General features: G+C 32.8%; 20 protein-coding genes. 9 read left to right on the top strand and 11 right to left on the bottom strand.

The features are described 5' to 3' along the window. Positions 1-53: 53 nt before the first annotated feature. A complete protein-coding gene (locus OIU80_RS09335) occupies positions 54-569 on the bottom strand; it encodes a PAS domain-containing protein (protein WP_264286754.1) in 516 nt (171 codons plus the stop codon). An 81-nt stretch (positions 570-650) separates the two neighbouring features. Further along, positions 651-1,733, bottom strand: coding sequence for a DNA polymerase IV (gene dinB, locus OIU80_RS09330; RefSeq protein WP_264286753.1), 1,083 nt, complete (start codon positions 1,731-1,733; stop codon positions 651-653). A gap of 224 nt (positions 1,734-1,957) precedes the next feature. Between dinB and OIU80_RS09325 the strand changes: the two genes are divergently transcribed. The 4 genes from OIU80_RS09325 to OIU80_RS09310 all read left to right on the top strand — a co-directional run bounded on the left by OIU80_RS09325 (position 1,958) and on the right by OIU80_RS09310 (position 7,078). Further along, the gene (locus tag OIU80_RS09325; RefSeq protein WP_264286752.1) at positions 1,958-2,683 is read left to right on the top strand and encodes a metallophosphoesterase family protein; all 726 of its coding nucleotides are present in this window, start codon (positions 1,958-1,960) and stop codon (positions 2,681-2,683) included. Positions 2,684-2,728: 45 nt separating this feature from the next. Next, positions 2,729-3,253: a DUF6646 family protein gene (locus OIU80_RS09320; RefSeq protein WP_264286751.1), complete on the top strand. Its 525-nt coding sequence runs from the start codon at positions 2,729-2,731 to the stop codon at positions 3,251-3,253. Positions 3,254-3,401: 148 nt separating this feature from the next. Next, a complete protein-coding gene (locus OIU80_RS09315; RefSeq protein WP_264286750.1) occupies positions 3,402-4,187 on the top strand; it encodes a hypothetical protein in 786 nt (261 codons plus the stop codon). A 335-nt stretch (positions 4,188-4,522) separates the two neighbouring features. Next, positions 4,523-7,078, top strand: a complete 2,556-nt coding sequence (locus tag OIU80_RS09310; protein WP_264286749.1) for a pectate lyase family protein — start codon at positions 4,523-4,525, stop codon at positions 7,076-7,078. A 160-nt stretch (positions 7,079-7,238) separates the two neighbouring features. On the opposite strand, the gene OIU80_RS09305 is transcribed toward OIU80_RS09310, so the two are convergent. The 9 genes from OIU80_RS09305 to OIU80_RS09265 all read right to left on the bottom strand — a co-directional run bounded on the left by OIU80_RS09305 (position 7,239) and on the right by OIU80_RS09265 (position 15,869). Further along, entirely contained in the window at positions 7,239-7,640 is a 402-nt protein-coding gene (locus OIU80_RS09305) for a hypothetical protein (protein WP_264286748.1), read from the bottom strand. After that, the gene (locus tag OIU80_RS09300) at positions 7,624-8,187 is read right to left on the bottom strand and encodes a LemA family protein (RefSeq protein ID WP_264286747.1); all 564 of its coding nucleotides are present in this window, start codon (positions 8,185-8,187) and stop codon (positions 7,624-7,626) included. Before OIU80_RS09300 ends, OIU80_RS09305 begins: the two co-directional genes overlap by 17 nt. 7 nt (positions 8,188-8,194) lie before the next feature. Continuing rightward, a complete protein-coding gene (locus OIU80_RS09295; RefSeq protein ID WP_264286746.1) occupies positions 8,195-9,238 on the bottom strand; it encodes a hypothetical protein in 1,044 nt (347 codons plus the stop codon). A gap of 34 nt (positions 9,239-9,272) precedes the next feature. Continuing rightward, entirely contained in the window at positions 9,273-10,085 is an 813-nt protein-coding gene (locus OIU80_RS09290; protein ID WP_264286745.1) for a hypothetical protein, read from the bottom strand. A 176-nt stretch (positions 10,086-10,261) separates the two neighbouring features. Next, the gene (gene amaB, locus OIU80_RS09285) at positions 10,262-11,815 is read right to left on the bottom strand and encodes an L-piperidine-6-carboxylate dehydrogenase (RefSeq protein ID WP_264286744.1); all 1,554 of its coding nucleotides are present in this window, start codon (positions 11,813-11,815) and stop codon (positions 10,262-10,264) included. Positions 11,816-11,900: 85 nt separating this feature from the next. Beyond that, positions 11,901-12,794, bottom strand: coding sequence for a CorA family divalent cation transporter (locus OIU80_RS09280; protein WP_264286743.1), 894 nt, complete (start codon positions 12,792-12,794; stop codon positions 11,901-11,903). 229 nt (positions 12,795-13,023) lie between these two features. Beyond that, entirely contained in the window at positions 13,024-13,950 is a 927-nt protein-coding gene (locus OIU80_RS09275) for a magnesium transporter CorA family protein (protein WP_035618274.1), read from the bottom strand. Positions 13,951-14,096: 146 nt separating this feature from the next. Continuing rightward, a complete protein-coding gene (locus OIU80_RS09270) occupies positions 14,097-14,636 on the bottom strand; it encodes a 3-hydroxyanthranilate 3,4-dioxygenase (RefSeq protein ID WP_264286742.1) in 540 nt (179 codons plus the stop codon). 159 nt (positions 14,637-14,795) lie between these two features. Further along, entirely contained in the window at positions 14,796-15,869 is a 1,074-nt protein-coding gene (locus OIU80_RS09265; protein ID WP_264286741.1) for an endonuclease/exonuclease/phosphatase family protein, read from the bottom strand. Positions 15,870-16,037: 168 nt separating this feature from the next. On the opposite strand from OIU80_RS09265, the gene OIU80_RS09260 reads away from it, so the two are divergent. From OIU80_RS09260 to OIU80_RS09240, 5 genes are all read left to right on the top strand, one after another. Next, complete coding sequence (locus OIU80_RS09260) at positions 16,038-17,054, top strand: XAC2610-related protein (protein ID WP_264286740.1); 1,017 nt, start codon at positions 16,038-16,040, stop codon at positions 17,052-17,054. Positions 17,055-17,170: 116 nt separating this feature from the next. Beyond that, the gene (locus OIU80_RS09255) at positions 17,171-18,070 is read left to right on the top strand and encodes a S66 peptidase family protein (protein WP_264286770.1); all 900 of its coding nucleotides are present in this window, start codon (positions 17,171-17,173) and stop codon (positions 18,068-18,070) included. 219 nt (positions 18,071-18,289) lie between these two features. Then, positions 18,290-18,649 (top strand): YraN family protein, encoded by a 360-nt coding sequence (locus OIU80_RS09250; RefSeq protein WP_264286739.1) that lies wholly within the window; start codon positions 18,290-18,292, stop codon positions 18,647-18,649. 117 nt (positions 18,650-18,766) lie between these two features. Next, positions 18,767-19,423: an aspartate kinase gene (locus OIU80_RS09245; RefSeq protein WP_035618292.1), complete on the top strand. Its 657-nt coding sequence runs from the start codon at positions 18,767-18,769 to the stop codon at positions 19,421-19,423. A gap of 770 nt (positions 19,424-20,193) precedes the next feature. Further along, positions 20,194-23,331 carry a SusC/RagA family TonB-linked outer membrane protein gene (locus OIU80_RS09240; protein WP_264286738.1) on the top strand — a complete coding sequence of 1,046 codons (3,138 nt, stop codon included), beginning with the start codon at positions 20,194-20,196 and terminating at the stop codon, positions 23,329-23,331. Position 23,332: the final 1 nt, after the last annotated feature.

Below are 23,332 nucleotides of genomic sequence, written 5' to 3'. Positions count from 1 at the left end.
TCGTTTCAATAATTATATAAAAAAAGCCTTTTTGAAAATCAAAAAGGCTTTTTTTATGCTGCTTTTTCAAAAGCAATAAAATGTGTCAATTTTCCTTTTAAGTTAAAAACAGGAAATGCATTTATTGTACAAAAGTAAGTTTCTCCATTTTTCTTATAGTTAAGAATAGTCTTTTCAAAAGTTTCCTGAGATTTTATAGCCAATCTAATTTCTTCTCTAACAACAGAGGAAGTTTCAGGTCCCTGAAACATTTTTGGTGATTTACCCAGAACTTCTACTTCTGTATAACCTGTCATATTAAGAATACGGCTGGAAGCAAAAACAATCTTCAGTTTCAAATCTGTAATTACTACAACTTCTTCTTTCAATCGTTCTAAAACATCAAATTCGGACTCATCCCAATTGTACTGATCTGCGATATGATGCACTTTTTGCCAATCAGAATAATTACTTTTTAAATCATTTAAAGACTCGTGATGAAAATCCCATGAAATCACTGGGATAACATTGCAATTCATCGCTTGATGGTATTTTGCAATTGCAGCATCGTAAGCATCTAAATTATACATAAAATAAAAATTTATTCAAAGATAAATCGAAAACAACATCAATCATAGCCTTATGCTGCATTTAACGCTAATTTAAGCGGTTTAAAAGTCAAACTTAAGCTGTACAACAATAGCTTTCTTAACTTCGGTATTAAGATTGCTTAATGAAATACCTAGCAACCGAACTGAATCTTTCATTCGCTCCTGATACAATAACTCTTTTACGGTTTCCATAATCAAGCTTTTATGGGCTATGAAATAAGGCAATGTTTTGCTTCTTGTTTGCTGAGTAAAATCACTATACTTAATTTTAAGCGTAATCGTTTTGCCTGAAATCTTATGCTTTTGCAAACGTTTCTCTAAAGAATTTGCAATTCGTTCGAGTTGCTCCAACATAAAAATTTCCGAAGAAAGATTAACATCAAAAGTATGTTCTGCTGCAACCGACTTCGTGATTCGATCTGATTTTACCTCACTATTATGAATTCCGCGTACGACATGATAATAAAAAGTACCCGATTTCCCAAAATGCTTTTCTAGAAACTCTAAGCTTTTACTCTTTAAATCTGTTCCTGTAAAAATACCAAGCTGGTACATTTTTTCGGTAGTCACCTTCCCTACTCCATAAAACTTCCGAATGGGTAATTCTTCCAAAAAAGGAATTATCTCATCGGGGTTAACTGTTTTCTGTCCGTTGGGCTTATTGTAATCACTTGCAATTTTAGCCACAAACTTATTAACCGAAATTCCTGCCGAAGCAGTTAATCCAACTTCATTAAAAATTCGCAATCTAATTTCTTCCGCTAATAAACTCGCACTTGGATTGCCTTTTTTATTAACTGTAACATCAAGATAGGCCTCATCAAGAGAAAGTGGCTCAACTAAGTCTGTATATTCATGAAAAATTTTGTGAATTTTATTTGATATCTCTTTATATCGATCAAAACGTGGACGAACAAAAATAAGTTGCGGACAATTGCGCTTAGCCTGCATGCCGCTTATTGCACTGCGAACACCAAATTTACGAGCCTCATAACTAGCTGCTGCCACAACACCACGATTCTCAGAACCACCTACTGCAATAGGTTTACCTCGCAAATCTGGATTATCCATTTGCTCTACAGAAGCATAAAATGCATCCATATCAATATGGATAATTTTTCGATATGTAGGCACGTCAGACATGTTACAAATTTAGATAGGAAACCAAGAAAAGAGAATAAAATGATCATAAATATTTTAACTTTTTACGTTAATTTTTCGAACCAACGCAACAAACAAAAAAATTCAAATTAACTTATAAAACAGCTGGTATTAGATTTTTGTGATAATAACAAACATTAACAAGTGAATAAGCAAAAACCAAATCATTTTCTCCTATTTTTGTAAGTACATTACAAAACATTAAAATGAGAACATTCGTTATTGGAGACATACACGGTGGCTTAATCGCTTTGAAACAAGTACTCGAAAGAGCAGCTGTAACAAACAAAGACACTTTAATTTTCTTGGGTGATTATGTTGATGGTTGGAGTCAATCACCACAAGTGATTGATTACTTAATTGAACTAAAACAAAAACAAAACTGTATTTGCATTCGTGGTAATCACGACGATTTACTTCAACAATGGATGAGAGACGGTAAAGACAATGAACTATGGCATCACCATGGTGGCGAAGCTACTGTTCTTGCATACGAATCGATTAGTTCTACTCACAAACAAATACACGTTTCATTTTTAGAATCACTGCAGGGTTATTATCTTGATTCTCAAAACAGATTGTTTATACATGCTGGCTTTACAAATATGAGCGGCGTGACTTACGAATACTCATCTGAATCCTTTTACTGGGACAGAACTTTGTGGGAAACTGCAATGGCATTAGATCCAAATATGAAAACGGATTCTTTATTCTATCCAAAGAGATTAAAACTCTATAAAGAAATCTTTATTGGGCATACTCCTGTTACTAGAATTCATGAAACAGTCCCTATACAAAAGGCTAATGTTTGGAATGTTGATACTGGTGCTGCATTTACAGGAAAATTAACCATTATGGACATTGACAGTAAAGAATTCTGGCAAAGTGACCCTTTAAACGAGTTGTATTTTGACGAAAAAGGCAGGAATTAATATATAAAGACTTATTTTTGCAAAAATTATAAATCACTACATTTTATGAAAAAGATTATTACACTTGCGTTTTTATTAGTTTTTGGTTTAACTCAAGCGCAACAAGCTTTCAGCGGCAAAGGTGACACTAAGGTTAACATCGGGGCAAACATCCAAGATGGTGGTACAGGAATTCAGGCTTCTATAGATTTAGGTCTTGGAGAAAACATCTCTATTGGATTTGTAAGTAGCTATTTATTAGGAATAAATGAATATAATGGTTTTTATGGTACCACTCAATATTACGGAGTAAAACCTGCATTTAAAGATCGTTTTGATGCAAAAGTTAGAATGAATGCTAACCTAGGAAACGTAATAAATGTAGATAAAAAACTAGATGTTTATCCTGGTTTAAGCCTTGGATTAAGAAATTTTGGCGGTCATGTTGGTGGTCGTTATTTCTTTACAGATGGTTTTGGTGTATTCACTGAACTTGGTTTTCCAATTGCTAAATACGGTGACAACGATAAAGTGTTTGACCATTTAAACAATCAATTTACTTTTAGCTTAGGAGCTTCTTTTAGTTTATAGAAAGAAACAACAACACTTTTCAAGCTTTAATAGCTTAAACATATCCAAAAGGCCATTTGAAATTTCAAATGGCCTTTTTTTATCACAAACTCACTAGATATCAATTATATATTAAATACATTTGTACTAAATTATTTACACTTCAATTATGGAAAAATTTATCAAAAATACTTTTTACTCTACATCAATAGCATTTTTAGTACTTACTGCTGTATCATGTAAAGATTCTAAAAAGGAAACTGAAAAAATACAGCCTAATACTTTCGCAGGCACTTGGATTGCAAAAGACTTCATCGATAATATAATTATTGATAATGGAATCCAGACCATTCACAATGGTGTTACAGAAATTATAGTACCAGAAAACTTGAAAGATAGCATTACTTTTATAAATGAAGATCTCGAAAAGAGCAACTATTTAGCTTCCTTTAAAAACGACACTTTAGTCAACCATTTGTATGAAACCAAAACTCAAAAAGCTGTAATCCAAGATGGGAATTTAATCCTATTACCACTCGATGAACGTTATCATTCACAAGAATATGTCAAAGCAGATAGTTCATTGGTCAAAAAAGCGAAAGAAACAAACGTAACTGTACTTCGTCTTTTAATAAACAAAGCACTCTCGGATAACATTTATTCAACTAAATCTTCAAAAACTGAAATTAAGTTTACTGAAGATGGAAAAGTAGATGGTCTTGCAAATTTCAAAAGCTATTATATTAGCATAAATGGAGATTCAGCAGATACTCGAGGTATAACAGCAATAAATTTCACGACAGTGGATGGATCTGATCAAAAATTAGGAATTGAATTCCAAAAAGATAAAGTAGAATTATATGATCTTGTACTTCTAACAAAATCAGATGAGAAACCATCCTACAGAAAAGGTAAATTATTATATTCATTGAGAATAATAAAACCAAAAAAATAAACATTTACAAAACAGAATGTAGTATTTACTTACACTCGCTCAAAAAAGCAACTCTTACGAGTTGCTTTTTTTTATGTCCTAAATTTTCAGAAAATGAAGATGTGATATTCAGCCAAGCCAATAATCTCAACCATTAGCTAATACGTAACGCTAAAAGAATATCATTACATAATTAATATTTAAAATGGATATTTTTTTACTATGTGTATTTTTTATCTAAAATAAATAATAATATAGAAATTTTATTTACTTTCGTGTAATCGATTACATTTTAACAATAAAATGAACATTTAGAGTAATCTATTTAAAACCAACCATTAACAAAAACCAGAATTATGAAAAAACTATTACTTTTTTTGACAATTTCACTTGCTTCTGTCCAAGTATGGGCACAACAAGTGTCCATTAACGAAGCTGCTGGATGGCTAGAATCTGCATATGTAAAATGGCAGCCTGTCGCTAATGCTCAAAGCTATAATGTTTACTATACCGGAATGGGAATAACTGATCAAAAAATAGATAACCAACTTATCCGAAGTTACGGGAGTTACTACCGCGCAGACATACCCGGAATTAAAGCTGGTGCATACACTGTAAAAATAAAACCTGTTATAGCTGGCGTAGAAGGAACTAGCTCAACGACAGCTTCAATTACCGTAAAATCACATGATCGTGCTGGATTTGCATTTTCTAACGGTCGCATACCCGGTGCATACAATTCAGAGGGTACTCCAAAAAATGGAGCTGTAATTATTTATATAACAGAAACTACTAAAAACACAGTCTCATTGGCTGTAACCGGAGCAACTCCTAGTCCATCTGTTGGCTTACAATCAATATTGGATGGATATAAAAAAGGGAAAGATTTACGCCCTTTAATTGTACGTATGATTGGACAAATAACCGATCTTGATTATATGTTAGCCGGTGATATCGTAATCGAAAATAATAATGCAGCTGCATCTTACATCACTGTAGAAGGAATTGGGGATGATGCTGTAGCCGATGGATGGGGAATACGAATCAAAAATGCATCTAATATTGAAATACGCAATATTGGTACTATGAACTGTAATAGCGGAGAAGGTGACAATATTGGACTCCAGCAGAGCAATGACTATGTTTGGGTACATAATTGCGATTTCTTTTATGGAAATGCTGGCAGCGATGCCGATCAGATTAAAGGGGATGGTGCTTTAGACAGCAAAAAATCAAATTATGTTACATTCTCATACAATCACTTTTGGGATAGCGGAAAATCAAATCTATTAGGCTTAAGCGAAGGAGCTAATCCTGGATATATAACATATCACCATAATTGGTACGACCACTCTGATTCACGTCATCCGCGTGTACGCTATTACTCAGCCCATATATACAACAACTATTATGATGGGAATTCTAAATACGGGTCAGGAGCTACTTTAGGCTCTTCTCTATTTATGGAGGCAAACTATTTTCGTAATGCAAAAAATCCTATGCTAATCTCTATGCAGGGTACTGATATATGGAGCGGCTCTAAACAAGCAAATGATGCTGGTAATCAGGGAACTTTTTCAAATGAAGCTGGTGGCTCAATAAAGGCATTTAATAACACATTAGACTCCTCTATCGGAACTAACTCCATGCGTTTTGTAGCTTATGCTGATCCAAATCCTTTATATAATATTGCTGGCAAAATTAATTCTACAACAGACTTCGACGCTTATGTTGCTTTAACAAGAAACGAACAAGTTCCTGCAACAGTTAAATCAAGTTCTGGCGGGAATACTTATAACAACTTCGACACTAATCTAGCAATAATGTATCCTTACATTCCTGATAGTCCTGAAGATGCAAAAACAAAAGTTATGCAATACGCTGGTCGTATAAACGGTGGTGATTTCAAATTTGGTTTTGATAACGCAGTAGATGATACTTCATATGCCGTAAATATACCCTTAAAAAACGCTCTAATAGGTTACAAAACAACATTAAAAGCAATTCAAGGTGAGCAAACTATACCAACTAGCAGTCAAACACTAATTGCAACAACTAACAACATTAGCCAAGAAGTTGCTGAAAACACGTCTATTGAATCAATCGTTTTAACTTGGGGAGGCGATGCTACTGATGTAACTATATCTGGATTACCTGCATCAGGAATTAGCGTAGTAAAAAATACTTCTGCTAAAACAATCACAATCTCAGGAACACCTACTGCTACTCTATCTTATTCAGTAACTACAATTGGTACTGCAGGGACACCGACAATATTATCTGGAACTGTTACAGTTATACCTGTAGGAAGCGCTTCTGGCACTCAAATACATAACTTTACAGCATCTATCAAGGAAAGTTCATTCTACAACATCACTGGCAACATGAATGCCACAGCAGGATCTGTAAGTTATTCTGATTTGGCATTAACTGCACGTTTAAAAATAGAAACAAGCACGACCATAACATATACTACAACTAATGAGTCAACATTGACTTTAGTATTCGACAATACTTTTTCAGGAAAAGTCAAGATAAACGGTACAAATTACACTGCAAGCGCAGGAATCATTACTATTACAGTTCCTGCTGGCAACAATACAATTTCTAAAGGCGACACGGCAAACTTATATTATATAAGTACTGAGTACAAGACTACATTGGGGGTTAATGACAATATTCAAACTAAAAAAATAATTTTGTACCCTAATCCCGTAACTGATTATTTAAATATATCAAACTCAAATCAGAATATAGAGAATGTAATGATTTACAACATGAATGGTTCTTTAGTAAAAACTACTGGAAAAGACATTGAAACAATCGACATGAGCCATTTAACTCCTGGGAATTACTTAATAAAACTACAAACAGCAGAAGGCACATCAAACCAAATAATAATTAAAAAATAACTCATTGCAAATTACTGTTCAAAAGAAAGACTTCCCAAAAAAGGAAGTCTTTCTTTATTGCAACTGTATTGCGAAATCTGTTTTCAACACCAATTTCACCAATTAACACTAATCCATTTCTGGAATTAATCGCTTATGCTTAAAATGCAATTTTGTTGCATTACCTGTTTCTATTTCTAAACTCTTGCTGTTCAGACATCTTTCCGAACTCTTTTACAAACTTTTTAATTGTGCTGAGATTAAATACTACAAAAAACAGCATCCCTAAGAAAATAGTTATCCAACTATAAATTAGCTGCACACCTGACACATCTGAAGCAACTACATAAAAAAGAATGGTGGGTAATACTGATAATAACAGCGTAAGCCCTAAACACAATAGTAGTGGCGAAATGAAATAACTAATAATAGCCGTAAAACCCATCTTTCTCAATATGGCCGCGATAATTGTGAATCCTAAAATACCAAAGATTATAATAGCAAATCCGTAGATTAAAACTAAATCAGTGGCTTTGTTTATTTCGGTTTCATAACCGAAGAGTTTATTAAAATTGAATTCCATTATATGCTTTTTCTTCTGTTGAAACTTCAAATAAAGTTTGTGTTTTATAACCCAACATTTTTGCTAAAATAAGGTTTGGAAACTCCTGAATACCGATATTATAAAGATTTACACTATCGTTAAAAAACTCTCTTCTGTCGGCGATTTTGTCTTCCATTTGCGAAACTCGTTTTTGTAATTCAAGAAAATTTGAATTAGATGCTAATGTTGGATAATTTTCTGAAACAGCAAACAACGTTTTCAAGGATTTAGAAAACTCATTAGCGTTTTCTATTTTTTCATCGACCGTTTTAGAATTTAAGAAATCAGTACGTAACTTAGTCAAATTAGTCAGCATAGCTGTTTCATGTTCCATAAACTTAGAGGCAACTTTAACCAACTCTGGTACTTCATCTGCTCTTTGCATCAAAATAACGTCAATATTCCTAAAAGCTTTCTCGAAGTTATTCTTTAGCATAACCAGCTTATTATAAGTACCGATAAAAAAGTTAAATAGTATAATTACCAGAATTAGCCCCACGATTAAAGCAATGTTTTGTGCTGTCATATTTTATTTAGTTTAAAATGATATAGATAAGTATAAGTGTAATGAAAAATAGTGTTGTTAAAAATGAAATTAGCAATGGTTGGTATTTATTCCTAAATGAAATACTTTGAGGTATCGCTACCCCAAAAATGCCATTAGAGTCTCCTTTTCTGAGAACGACATTGCCTTGATCTGAATCGGCATAACCAATCAGCAACATATAATCGTTATGTTTTAAATAGGTTTCGGAATACCTCTTTTTTCCTCCCTCCTGCTTATCGATTCTATCAAAATAGAATTCTAATCCTTCTCCATTTACAGTAACACTTCCTGTTTCGTCTTTTATCTTAAAAACACCCGTTTTAAGTTCTGTAAATATAGTTCTATAAGATCTTTTGCCATCATCATCTGCAGGTCCTTCTTCTTCGATGGTATAATAATATCCTATACAGGGTTTACTAAAATAAGGTGAAATAATAGGTTCAATTTCTTCCAAATCACCTTCTACCTCAACTAATCCCATCGCAATCGCATTCATCTTAGAAGTTGGCAAAACCGCCTGAAGCTTAAGAAACTTACTTTTGTTACTTGGAAAAAAAATCATTTTTATAAAAATAAGCCCAGGAATAATAAAGAAAAGAAACTTTAATTTCTCTATTTTAACCAACCAAGCAATTGCCCCAATCACTACAACTAAAATAAGCAAACCAAGCAGTTTCTCACTTAAAGGTGTTTTTTGAATATTATGTTTTCTATTGAATTTTTCTCTTTCAGCTTTTTCAATTTTACTACTTTGAATTCCTGAATAAAACATACCTATAATTCCTAGTATAAAAACAGATGCAAATAAAAAAAAGAAAACCATAAGGGTATATTTGGAATCAACTAGAAAACTCAAGCCAATAAACGATGGACATAAAACAAAAAACAGCCATGTTGGGAATTTTAAATTATATAAACCTGAAAGAATTATAGTTTGAAACAATGCAATTCCCAGACTAAAAAACATCAGGAAAACTACCATTCCACCATCTGGCTTATTTTGATCAAAAAATGTAAAGAATTCGTTCATTATTAAGACTATAGATTATTCAATATTAAAATTATTAAAACACAATTTCTACTTGATTAGAAAGCAACTTTCGGATCTTATTTCTTTCTAAATCAGAAACTGGGTTGTTACTTAAATCTAAACCGATTAATTGCTGCAATTTATTGACTTCGTTAGGAATCTCACTAATATTATTATTACTTAAAACTAGAAACTTAATGTTTTTAAATTGTAGAATTGCTACGGGAAATGCATCTAGCTTAGCATTAGTTAAATTTAATTCGACTACCATATCAGGTTTTAGCTTTGCTTCTTCTAACTTATAAAAAGTAGTTTTTTCTTTTTTCTTACCTTCTTTACTTTGGATAAAAAGACCTACAGCAGCCAAAATAAGTGATGCTAAAAAAAAGATGCATAACAGAGCAACCCAAATAGGAGAATCATCTTTTTCATGAGTAAAAAGCCTTAAATAAACGAAATAAGCTAATCCGCCAAGCATCGTTAAAAACAATCCCAATACTATTGAAAACAAAACGTATTTAAAAATCCCTAAGAGCACTTTTTTAACTCCTGTTCTATTCTTACTAAATATAATATATGCTCCCAAAGCAAAAAGTAGAAACCAAAAAATAGCCACTCCTAATTGGGTAATTTTTGTTCCATTCTCTATAATAGAGAAAGATATAGCAACAGGAAACATTAAAGCAAACCAAATGACAAAGGCAGTAAATCCGATGGAGAAACATCCCATTTTCTCTTTTTTTCCCGATGACTTAAGCCACATATAAGCAATTAATATAGAAAGCGCTATCACTCCTAAAAAACCATATCCAAAAGGAGTAAGTCCCGCTAAAAAAATTAAACTCATATTAATAATTTTTCAAAATATTATTTATTTACCACTATTTAAAAAGCACATGAAATAACAGAACACTTCATATTTAAGTGCTAATTTAAATAAAACACTATAAATTAAGCATTAAAAAAAACCGCTTTTCTCAAATAATAGGAGAAAAAGCGGTTTTTATATAAATGATTTTAATCTTACAAATCAAATTTTATTCCTTGTGCCAATGGCAAACTTGTAGTATAATTGATTGTGTTAGTCTGGCGACGCATGTATATTTTCCAAGCATCAGAACCTGATTCACGACCTCCACCAGTTTCTTTTTCACCACCAAAGGCTCCACCAATTTCAGCACCCGAAGTTCCGATGTTTACGTTTGCAATACCGCAATCCGAACCTACAACAGATAAGAAATACTCTGCTTCACGCAAATTATTAGTCATAATTGCTGAAGACAAACCTTGAGCAACTCCATTTTGAATATCAACAGCGTTTTCTACAGTTCCACTGTATTTTATTAAATACAAAACAGGAGCAAATGTTTCATGTTGTACGATTTCAAATGAATTTTCAGCTTCAGCAATAGCTGGTTTTACATAACATCCGCTTTCGTAACCTTCTCCAGAAAGTACACCACCTTCTACAAGGATTTTACCTCCCTCGGCAACAACTTTTGTTAAGGCATTTGCATACATCTCTACAGCATGTGTATCGATTAGCGGACCAACATGATTGTTTTCGTCTAAAGGATTTCCGATACGTAATTGTTTGTAAGCCGAAACGATTGCATCTTTTACTTTATCATAAATACTTTCGTGAATGATTAAACGACGTGTCGAAGTACAACGTTGTCCTGCCGTTCCTACTGCTCCAAAAACAGCACCAATGACAGTCATTTTAATATCTGCATCAGGAGTAACAATAATTGCATTATTTCCTCCTAATTCTAATAATGATTTACCTAAACGTCCAGCAACAGTTTGGGCAACAATTTTACCCATACGAGTAGAACCTGTAGCCGATACTAAAGGAATACGTTTATCTGCAGTCATCAGCTCTCCTACTTTATAATCGCCATTAATCAAGCAAGAAATACCTTCTGGAAGATTGTTTTCTTTAATTACCTGTGCAATTATATTTTGGCAAGCTATACCACAAAGTGGTGTTTTCTCTGATGGTTTCCAAACGCAAACGTCACCACAAATCCAAGCCAAAGCCGTGTTCCATGACCAAACCGCTACTGGAAAGTTAAATGCCGAAATAATACCGACAATTCCCATTGGGTGATATTGCTCATACATACGGTGTCCTGGGCGCTCAGAATGCATTGTTAATCCGTGAAGCTGACGTGATAATCCTACTGCAAAATCGCAAATATCAATCATCTCCTGAACTTCTCCATATCCTTCTTGTAATGATTTCCCCATTTCGTAAGAAACCAATTTACCTAAAGCTTCTTTATTCTGACGTAATTTTTCTCCAAACTGACGTACGATTTCTCCACGTTGTGGCGCTGGCATAAGTCTAAACACCTTAAATGCCTCAGTCGCTGTTTGCATTACTTTTTCATAATCGGCAGCCGTAGATGTTTTTACCGATGCTATTAATTTTCCGTCTACTGGCGAAAAGCTTTCAAGAATATCACCTGAAGAAAAGTTATTTATTCCGGTTGATGTTCCTTCGTTAATGGCTTTTATACCCAATTGCGCCAATGCGTCTTTCATTCCGAATTGCTCTGCTATTGTTATCATTGTAACTTTTTGGTTAGAAATTGTTATATTTTTTTATGTAAATATATTTGAATTTATCTATCTATTAAAATTTTATTACGTGTGGTTACATAATGTTTTTCCTTTTAAACCATATATAGATAAAAACACACATGACAAACATAAAAATAATTGCGTACAAATACCCATATTTCCATTCTAATTCTGGCATATATTTAAAATTCATTCCATAAACCCCAACCAAAAAGGTAAGAGGCAAGAAAAAAGCGGAGAAAACTGTTAATAATTTAACGACATCATTATTTTTTTGAGCAGTCACCGACATAAAAGTATTCATTAAGTTTATCGCATCATCCATAGCCTCCTCATAAGCTAGTATAAGCTTAACCAGATTATCTTTTACATCTTCAAGCGCTGAAGAATTTTCTTCTGGAACATGAAATTTATTAATTACATTTTGCGTTAGCACCAATAATTTCTTAGTAATTCTAGTCTCTGCCTTTTGAAAATACAAATCCTCCAAAGAGATTTTATTTTGTTGCTTTAAGAAAATAGTTTTCTCAACTTCGTCTATCTGATCCGTTTGCCATTGCGAGGGAGCGTTATAGGTTAAAATAATTTCTTTAAAAATGCGTATTAGCAATTCATAAACAGAAGTACACTTTAAATCTGATTTAAAAATATCCTCCAAAAAAGGAAAAGAAGTTCTGTGTATCGTTATTAGTTGCTTTTCATTATAGAAAAAAGCTACTTTATTTGAAAGTTCTCCTACTGTAGAATTATTATCATATTCATTTGCAGTATAAGCTCTTAGAATAATAAAATTAAAATTTTTGATTTTTTCAATTTTTGGCAAATGCCCATGTTCTACCGAATCCTTGACAGGAAAAACCTCCAAGTCAAACTTTTTAGCAATATCTTCTAATTGTGCTTCTGTTGGCCCTTTTATGTCAAGCCAATTAAATGATTCAAATGATTTTTCGGAGATATTTTTAGTCATTATGCTGTTTAATTTTTAATTAAGTTTGAACCTGTTAGGTGTAATTAATTTTAATTCTATAAAGTTACGATTAAGGATTTAAAACAAGCAAAATGATTTTTGTTTCACCTAGCTATTACAGATTAAAGCCGATTTATAAGTAAATAAGTCTGCGTATATCAGCTTAAATCTTGTGAAATCTGCGTGAAATAATGTTTATACCTTCTTTATTATTGAATTGACCTATGAGTTAAAACATATTCTTTTTCTTAAACAAGAAAACGCCGCAAATTGATATTAATAAAGAGATTAGCAAGATGATAAAAAAACCGTGGTTGTTTTCCTGAAGATTATTAGGAACATTCATCCCGTATAAACTAGCTACCAAAGTTGGAATCATCAAAATTATAGAAATCGAAGTTAACCTTTTCATAATAACATTTAAGTTATTCGAGATTACCGATGCATAAGCATCCATCATTCCGGTTAAGATATTACTGTAGATGTTTGTAGTCTCTTCGGCTTGACGCAACTCAATTTCAACGTCCTCAACTAAAACAGGGTCAAAATCATCTCTGTGATTTTTTAGGTTTTTAATTCTATGAAACAACATATCGTTGCCTTTTAGGGAAGTAATAAAGAACACCAAACATTTTTCTATTTGAAGCAATGCTTGTAATTCTTCATTTTTAATCGATTTTTCAAGATTATCTTCAGCCAATCGAATACGCTGATTTATTTGCTTTAAGTACTTTAAGAACCAAATACTTGAAGACAAAAGCAATTTTAAAACCAAATCAAAATGGCTACTGATATCCGATTTTTTGCGTTGGGTATATAAAACAAAATCGGGTAAAATCTCGGTTTGATGAAAACTAAGTGATACAAAGACATCATCTTTAAACATTAACCCTAATGGTGCTGTATTGAATGGTAATTTTGCATCATTGCTTTTAAAAGGAATTCGCAATATAATAAGAAACCAGCCATTTTCGATTTCGATACGTGGCCGTTCGTCAATATCTTCAATATCGTTATAAAAAGCTTCTGGAATTTGTAACTCCTGGAGTAAGAATTTAGTTTCTTCCTGAGTAGGGCAAACTACATTAATCCATTTGTTGTTTTCGCGGTTTTCTGTTGGGAATAATCCGTTGTTGTTTTTGTAAAAGGTAATCATAATGCAAAACGTTATTATAGAAATAGCGCATGCATTACACAACAACTATTTCTGTTTATCTTTCTTCTTCCTCGAATAATAATCGTCCATGTGGATAATTTATTTTTTTTTTGCAAAAGTATGCCTTTTAAATAGAAAACTACGAATTATTTTTTCGCAACAAATCTTGGGTCAGATTCCATCACAGTACCACATTTAGTACAGGTTCTCAAATCTTTAGAATTATAGAAATGTTCAAAGTGTGGTAAGAAATCTTTCTCGATATTATGAAGTTCAAAAAACACTTCGTACAATTTATGATTGCAATTATCACAATGCCAAAGCAATCCGTCTTTATGCCCCTTTCCAACTCGTTTTCTTTCGATTACTAAACCTATAGAACCTTCTGAACGTACTGGACAATGTGGTATACGAGCAGGATGAAGATACATATCTCCCGCATGTAAATCCATTTCCTTACGTTCTCCATCTTCTTGGATAATTACTTTTATGCTTCCCTCAAGTTGATAAAAAAGTTCTTCTGTTTCATTATAATGATAATCTTTACGGGCATTAGGCCCCGCAACAACCATTACGATATAATCATCAGATTCAACATATAAATTTTTATTACCTACTGGGGGTTTAAGTAAGTGACGATTTTCATCAATCCATTTAGTAAGATTGAATGGTTTTGCTATAGCCATAATTATGAGATGCTAGTTTTGAGGTGCTAAGTTAGTAAAAAGTATTCTTTCTCGGTGTTCAGTGACAATATTCAGTGTTCAGTACCATTCTCAGTATTCAGTGGCAGTCGCAGTGTTCAGTTCACTTCTGAATACTGCCACTGGTACTGCGACTAAAAACTAGAAACTCATTTCTTTAATAAGGTAAATATAAACTGGGAAATGATCACTAAAACCTATTTCGGTTGCGGCATGTCGCAACGGATATCCTTTGTATTTCCCTGAATTTTGTATTAAATACGATTTATTGAAAATTCCGGCTTTCCAGAATTGAAAAGATTTAAAATCTGTCTTAATCAAAGATTCTGTAACCATGATTTGGTCAAAGACATCCCATGAATCACGATAAGCAATAGTTCCCATTCCTTTCTTTGCCATATCTTCAAAGGGATTGTAAACTCCAAACTCTGGTACATCGGCTTTATTGGCTTTCGCACCAAGCGCAACTTTTATACTTTTGTTATAAGGTCCATCATTAAAATCTCCCATTGTAATAACTTTGGCGTTAGGATTTATTCGTTGCAGGGAATCAATTATTTTTCGGTTCAATGCACCTGCAGCTTCACGATACGGACTCGATTTTTGCTCACCACCAGAACGTGACGGCCAGTGATTTACAATTATATTAATTTCTTCTCCATCTAGAAATCCTGTTACGAGTAATTGATCTCTAGTAAACACCCGTTTTTTCTTATCCTCAATTGTATCAGTAATACTTTCTATCGGTTTTTTATAAATAACAAGCGGAATATTCGAAAACGTAACTGGTTTAAAATATTTCTTTTGATATAACAAAGCTACGTCGATACCTCTATGATCAGGGGAGTCAAAATGAATGATTCCTAATTCATTATCTATTAATTTAGGTTGTTTTATTAAATCTTCAAGAACTCCTCTATTTTCTATTTCGGCACACCCAATAAATGTTGGCGGATTAGGATTCGTGGGCATTCCAATTTCAGACAGAACTCTGGCAAGGTTCTCTAGTTTTTTAAAATATTTCTGGGATGTCCAATGTCGGGATCCTTTTGGTGTCCATTCGGCATCCCGGATATTTGAACTCTTTATAGTATCAAAAAGGTTTTCAACATTATAAAAAGCTACAGTATGAATAGCATACTTTTTTGTTTGTGCTTGTAGCTGTTGCAACAATAAATTTAAAAAAATTAAGACCGAAAAAGCAATTGTTCTCATTGTTATTCTTATTTATAAACACTTATTTTAAAGAAATTTCTTTCAAATACAAAACTAATTCATTTAAATAAGAAGTTTTAAAATACTTTACATAATGGTTATCTTTGTTTTCAGATAATCTTGTTTAGGTTCTAAATAAGGGATTCACATTGATAACATTGATATAAAATGAAATATTTAACCGCAACCTTACTCCTTTTTTTATGCAACTTTACTTTTGCACAAGCAACTTTTAAAGTAGATAACTTCTCAAAGGATTATTATGGAAAGATATTTATCGCGGACACATCCGAAGTATTTTCTAAAGGTTGGATTGCTATTTATGATACTAAATCTCAAAAACAAATTATAAAAGTAGCCGCTGAAGAACTGGCGTTGAGTTTATATAACGGAAAAGCGTTGGCAAACATAAAACAACTGCCTTATGGCGAGCAAAGTTTAATCATGTATGAAGATTACAATTTTGACGGAATTAAGGATTTTGCTATCGAAGATGGGCAAAACAGTTGTTACCACGGTCCTTCTTTCAGGATATATCTAGCCTCTAAAACTGGTTTTAAATTCAGCCCCGATTTTACAGCGCTTGCTCAAGAATATTGTGGCATGTTTCAGGTAGATTACAAGCAAAAGAAAATAAGTGTAATGACCAAAGATGGCTGTTGCTGGCATCAGTTTTCGGAATTTATTGTCGAGAATAACAAACCGAAAGTAATTAAGATTGTCGAAGACGACCAAACTGGTTTCCCTTATAATAATTACAGTGAACAAAATTGGGATGGCAAGAAAATGGTAACAATATCCAAAAGAATGATTACGCTGGACGAAGAAGGTGTAAAAACAATATTCTCTTTTAAAGTAGATAAAAACCAAAAACAAGTTGTGCTTTTTAATAATAACGACCGAACACTTAACTATGTTTTAATTGATAAAAATGACGAAGTGGAGTTTTCCTTTCCTATAAATATCGCTTACCAAAACCCCGATTTTAATTTTGACAGAAAAAACAATACCATAACATTCCAGAATAAAAATGTTATTTATACCATATATGACAATAACAATTCTATAGGAATTACCATAGTTACTGGTGGAAAAACATACAACTGGATTGGAAATAATACAACAAAAAAAGGCAAACTAACGGATATAACTACAACGCCATTAGACAATGTTGTTGTGAACTAAAAAAATAAAACATGAATACTAACCAATTCCGATACGTAAAGAAACATTTTGCTTTTTGTAAATTCGCATTTCTTATAATAGCATTACAATCATTCACCTGTCAATCTCAACAAAACATGATAACACCACCTTATTTACAAAAAGGCGATACTGTAGCCCTAGTAGCAACAGCAAGAAAAAACATCGATGATAATTTAAAACCAACTATTGACTTACTTAAAAGTTGGGGAATAGAAGCTGTAATAGGAAGTACAATTGGTTTAGACACCAATCAGCTAGCTGGAACCGACGAGCAACGTGCCATTGATTTTCAACATCAAATGGACAATCCAAACATTAAAGCTATTTGGTGTGTTCGCGGTGGCTACGGAACAGTTCGAATGATTGACCTACTTGACTTTACAAAATTTAGACAACATCCTAAATGGGTTATAGGCTTTAGCGACGTAACAGTCTTACACAATCATCTTAATACAATGGGATACAAATCAATTCATGGTATAATGCCTGTAAGTATTCCTCGTGCAACGCCCGATGCGATTGCTACTATGAAAATGGCTTTGTTTGGAAACCCTATTTCCTATTCAGTTTCACCAGACCCAATGAATCGATTTGGTAAAGCAACTGGCGAACTAGTTGGAGGTAATTTATCAATTTTATATAGTTTATTAGGATCACAATCGGCTATTGACTGCAGAAACAAAATACTTTTTATAGAAGATTTAGATGAATATCTATATCATATAGACCGTATGATGATGAACTTAAAACGTAACGGTTGTATCGAAAACCTAAAAGGAATAGTAATTGGTGCTATGACCAAAATGAAAGATAATGATATCCCATGGGGGAAAAATGCATTAGAAATTATTGATGATGTTACCAAAAAATACAATATTCCTGTAATTTTTAATTTCCCTGCAGGACATATTCAAGACAACAGAGCATTGGTAATGGGAAGCACTGTTACAATAGAAGTTAATGCGGCAGGAAGTACACTTATTTTTAATAAATAGTTATAAAACCTATTCACTTTTTTTGAATTGGCTCTAGCTTTAGCTGGAGTAATAAAAAGAAAACAAGGATTGGGCTTTAGCCAAAAGGATTTATCATTTGGCTGAAGCCCACATTTATTATCGATTCTTCAACCTCCAGCTGAAGCAGGAGGAAATTCAAAAGCATCTGTATATCATTTTATGACCTTAGATAACATTTCAAAACTATAACTAAACAAAATGGCTGAACACAATGAGCTCGGAAAAAAAGGAGAAGAACTTGCTGTAGAATATCTCCAACAAAATGGCTATAAAATTCTAGATCGAAATTGGACTTTTCAGAAAGCCGAAATTGATATTATCGCCACAAAAGAAAATATCCTGGCTATTGTAGAAGTAAAAACAAGATCGAACTTGGATTTTGGATCACCACAAGATTTTGTTGATGCAAAAAAAATTCAACTACTTGTAAAAGCAGTAAATGCCTACATAAACGATAGGGAAATAGATTTTGAGGTTCGTTTTGATATCGTCGGAATCCATAAAAACAAGGAATCATTTGTAGTTGAGCATCTTATAGATGCTTTTTATCACTTTTAACATAATTTTCTATTGTTATATTTGTAACAAATTGTTTTTTAATTTATATTTGCAAAAAAATATAACACACAATTAACTAAACCAACCACACTAAGTTAGTACAAAAACCAGAAAATTATGAAAACTGTTTCCTCCATCGTAGAAAATTACATCAAAACGAAGCCTTTTTTATTAAATGCATTATCACTTGGCATTATTAATTTGACCTCATTATCTAGAAATATAATGACTGAATTAGAAAGCGAGTTTGGTAAAGAAGTAAAACAAGGCGCTGTAGTAATGTCTTTAAAACGACTAACGGAAGAATTAGATTTTAAATTAAATCATAAGATAAACAAAGTAATCAAGAATATTGGTGAGATTACAGTTAGATCTGAGCTTACAGATTACACTTTTGCAGCATCAGAAACTGTATTAAACAAACAAGCCGATTTAATTTCAGACATAAATACATTATCAGATATATTCTACACTTCATCTCGTGGAGTAAACGAAACCAACATTGTAGTTAGCAGCAGTATAAATCAACTAGTTGAAAAACATTTTGCTCGCGAAAAATTAATCCAAAAATTGAGCAATTTAGCTTCAATTACTGTAAAACTACCAAAAGAAAACATCGTAGTTCCAGGTATATATTACTTCATTTTCCAGCGTTTAGCCTGGGAAGGAATTATAATAAATGAAGTAATCTCTACATCAAATGAATTTACGATTTTAGTAAGTGAAGATCAAGTAGATATCGCTTTTAAAGTTATCAAAGATTTAAAAAACTAGATTTCTTATAAAATACTTCTCAATCCCTTTTTCAATTTAAAAATTGAAAAAGGGATTTTTTTATGCATTCCTCTCAATACTTGCAACATACAAAATCGATTAACCAAAAAAATCCTTTAAACATTACCAACAAAAAAACAAACCGATTTGTACTGGTAGGGTTATTTTCGGATCATCTCAAATAAAATATATAGTTCTCTCACTACTAGTTTTACTATTAAAAAGAGAATAGAATTTAACTCCTAATTGTACTAAAACTCATACTTAAAAATGTATTACGAGGACAGAATAATTTCAAAAAAACAGTATTTAAAAAGAAAGAATACAATTAAGAGATTACTTTAAAATATTCCTACTCATTCATTTCACTTAATATTACAACGAAAAAACTTATGTTTTTTCGTCTTTCAGTCAAATTTCACACTATAGCTGCTTCCTCTTAATTAATTTATGAGCATTTAAAATCATACTAATTTCTTGATTTTATAACCTCAATAATCTATCAATTTTATCACTAGATGAAATGGCACACTTGACACATTTTTTTTAAAGCATCAAAAACAAACTGGTAGGTACTGGTGTATTTTATATATACAATCCTCTAAATTTGGATTTCATTATTCTTATAAAATTACAGTCAAAAAAATAAATATCATTTTTTTAAAAGAAAAACCCATACATAATGACAAAAAATTAATAACTCCAGCAAATACCTCCCTCAAATAGAATAAAAAGCTTAACCACAACCAGAAACCAAAAACTAACTCAAAATGAAACAATTAAAAAACTTACTTAGGAAGCCTTTTCTAATGCCGATCATTCTCCTTTTTTGGCTGCCTAATACCCTGCTTGCGCAGGAAAGTCAGGCAAAAAAAACCATCTCTGGAAAAGTTACAGATGATAAGAACAACACTTTACCAGGTGTTAGTATATCTATAAAAGGGACTAAATACAACGCTGCAACCGATTTTGACGGAACTTATACCTTAACGTATGTGCCTAGTGGTACAAATCAAACTATCGTTTTTTCATACGTAGGGTTTATAGAAAAAACGGAAGCTCTTGACAATCGCAACGTGATTAATGTAGCAATGCAAGAAGAAACCAATAAACTTAACGAGGTAATCGTGATTGGTTATGGTACTCAAAAGAAAGGTAATGTAACCGGTGCTATATCTTCTGTAAAGAAAGAAAGTCTAGAAACACGAGCTACAACAAATCCGGCCGAGGCATTACAAGGCTTGGTATCTGGAGTAAATGTGCAAAAAGCAGGTGGTGTTGCAGGAGCAGCTGTAAGCGTAAAAATACGTGGGGTAAATACCTTTGGAGCTACTGAACCGCTTTATATTATTGATGGGTTTCAAGGAAATATTAATACTGTAAACCCAACAAATATAGAATCTATGGAGGTTCTTAAAGATGGTGCCGCAGCTGCAATTTACGGATCTGTTGCTGCTAATGGAGTTATTATTGTTACTACCAAAAATGGTCAGAAAGAAGGGGTAAAAGTAGATTTTAGCTCCTTTTTAAGTATCACCAACCCATCTAAAACGTTGGATTTATTAAATGCTGATGAATATAAAACCGTACACAAAAGAATGTACGATGAATATAATAAATATGCTACTTCTCCCAAATCTCTTCCAGCATATATATCTGCTCCATCTACAACCGACACTGATTGGCAAGATGAAGTTTTCCGTTCTGGACTTACTCAAAATTACGGTTTAGGTATCCAAGGAAGACAAGGCGACATTAAATTTGCTTTATACGGTAACTATGTAAAGCAAAAAGGAATTATAATCGATAATGAATTTGGTCAACAAACTGCTAGTGCAAGAGTTAGTTTCAAAAAATCAATCTTTGATGTAGATGGAAAAATGGCATATATAGCAACACAAAATGAGCTGCCTAATTTTCAGTTAAAAGAAGTGTACACCATGTCTCCGCTAGTTCCTGTTTATGATGCTAACGAACCTTACGGTTATGGATTGTCTAACAAAAATGGCTTGCCAGCTGGTACAAACCCAGTTGCCGAAGAGCATTTTAGAGATGGTATGAACAAAGGACAAGATTTAACCGCAAATATTGCCATTACTGCAAACATTACCTCTTGGTTAAAATATAAAATAGCTTATTCTTACCGTGTAAAAAACAATCAGGAAACCTATCATTTTCCTCCATACATTGCCAATCCTAAAGAAATACATCAATATGCTTCGCAAGAAGAGTTAAGAACATTTTGGGATGAGCAAATATTAGACAACATTATTACAGTCGATAAAACTTTTGGAAAACACAGCTTTGGTTTAATGCTTGGTAATACTATAAACGGTGTTTCGTCTAACTGGAATAGAGTAAATGTCGAAGGAAAAACAACCGATTATTCTGTAGAGAATGGACAATTGGTTTCGATTGATCGTCCGTCTGGGTTTTTAGATCCTGGTTTTGCAACTATCGGAGCTGGTAAAGGAGGGACATATTCTGCTGATGGTTCTAAATTTCAATACAACCGTGTTTCTTTCTTTAGCCGATTAAACTATTCTTTCAATGATCGTTATTTACTTCAAATGACAGTTAGAAAAGATGGTTCTTCTAAATTTGGTGAAGACAGCCGTTGGGGAACTTTTCCTTCTATAGCATTAGGATGGAAGATAGAAAAAGAAGATTTCTTCCCTAAAGATTTCATTATATCAACTTTAAAATTGCGTGCTAGCTGGGGACAATTAGGTAACGAAGCTGCCTTAGGATATTACTCTGCAAATACATTAATTAAAACTGGTAACATTTTAGGTTCAGGTTATGTACAAGGAAGCGGAAGTAACCCTTGGCCAGGAAGTATTGCAACTGCATTAGAAAACAGAAACTTGCAATGGGAAACAACAGATTCTAAAAATATTGGTATCGATTTTACGCTTAAAAACGGAAAAATTAGCGGTTCTATGAACTACTACCATAATGTAACCGATAATTTATTGATTACAAAAAAACTAGCCCCATCAGCTGGAGTAGATGATCCAACACTTAACGTAGGTAAAATTAGTAATAAAGGATTTGAACTTGAAGTTAATTATCGCGATCAAATCAATGAGTTTAAATACAACGTAGGCTTTAACTTTACAACTCTTAAAAACAACGTAGAATCTCTTGCTAACGAAGGGCAGACTATTTATGGACAAGGGTTAAAATTTGGTACAGAACACTTCCCTACTCAAGCTCGTGTAGGAAGCCCGATTAGTGCGTTCTACTTATACAGAACCGATGGTATTTTCCAATCTACAAATGAAGTAAATGCACATAGCAAAAATGGTGTTTTATTACAACCAAATGCGCAACCAGGAGATATCCGATTTAAAGATTTAAACGGAGATGGTGTTATAGACGAAAATGACAAATCATACGCAGGAACAGGATTGCCAAAAATGGAAGCTAACCTTAGTTTAGGCGCTAGCTATAAAGGTTTCGATTTCTCTGCTTTAATAGGAAGTGGTTGGGGTAACAAATTATACAACGGAAACAGATATTTTTATGAATCTATGAATTCAGGAACCAACATGTTGGCTTCAACGCTTAATTCATGGACACCAGAAAACCACAGTAACACGCCTCGTGCAGTACTACAAGATCCTAACGGAAACAGTCGTGAATCTGATCGTTTCTTAGAAAGTGGTGATTTTATAAGAATGCGTCAATTACAAATAGGATACACAATACCTAATAAAATGTTAGGTGGAGCAAAAATTGACAAGCTTAGATTTTACGTAAGTGTAGAGAACCTATTTACAATCACAAATTATTCAGGTATTGATCCAGAATTCTCACGTGAAACAGTTCTTAATACAGGAGTAGATCGCTTTGTGTACCCATTTACAAGATCATTTGTATCTGGTGTTCAATATATATTTTAAT

Source organism: Flavobacterium frigoritolerans (assembly GCF_025847275.1).
Lineage (GTDB): Bacteria > Bacteroidota > Bacteroidia > Flavobacteriales > Flavobacteriaceae > Flavobacterium > Flavobacterium frigoritolerans.
This window is presented reverse-complemented; position numbering and strand designations above follow the sequence as displayed.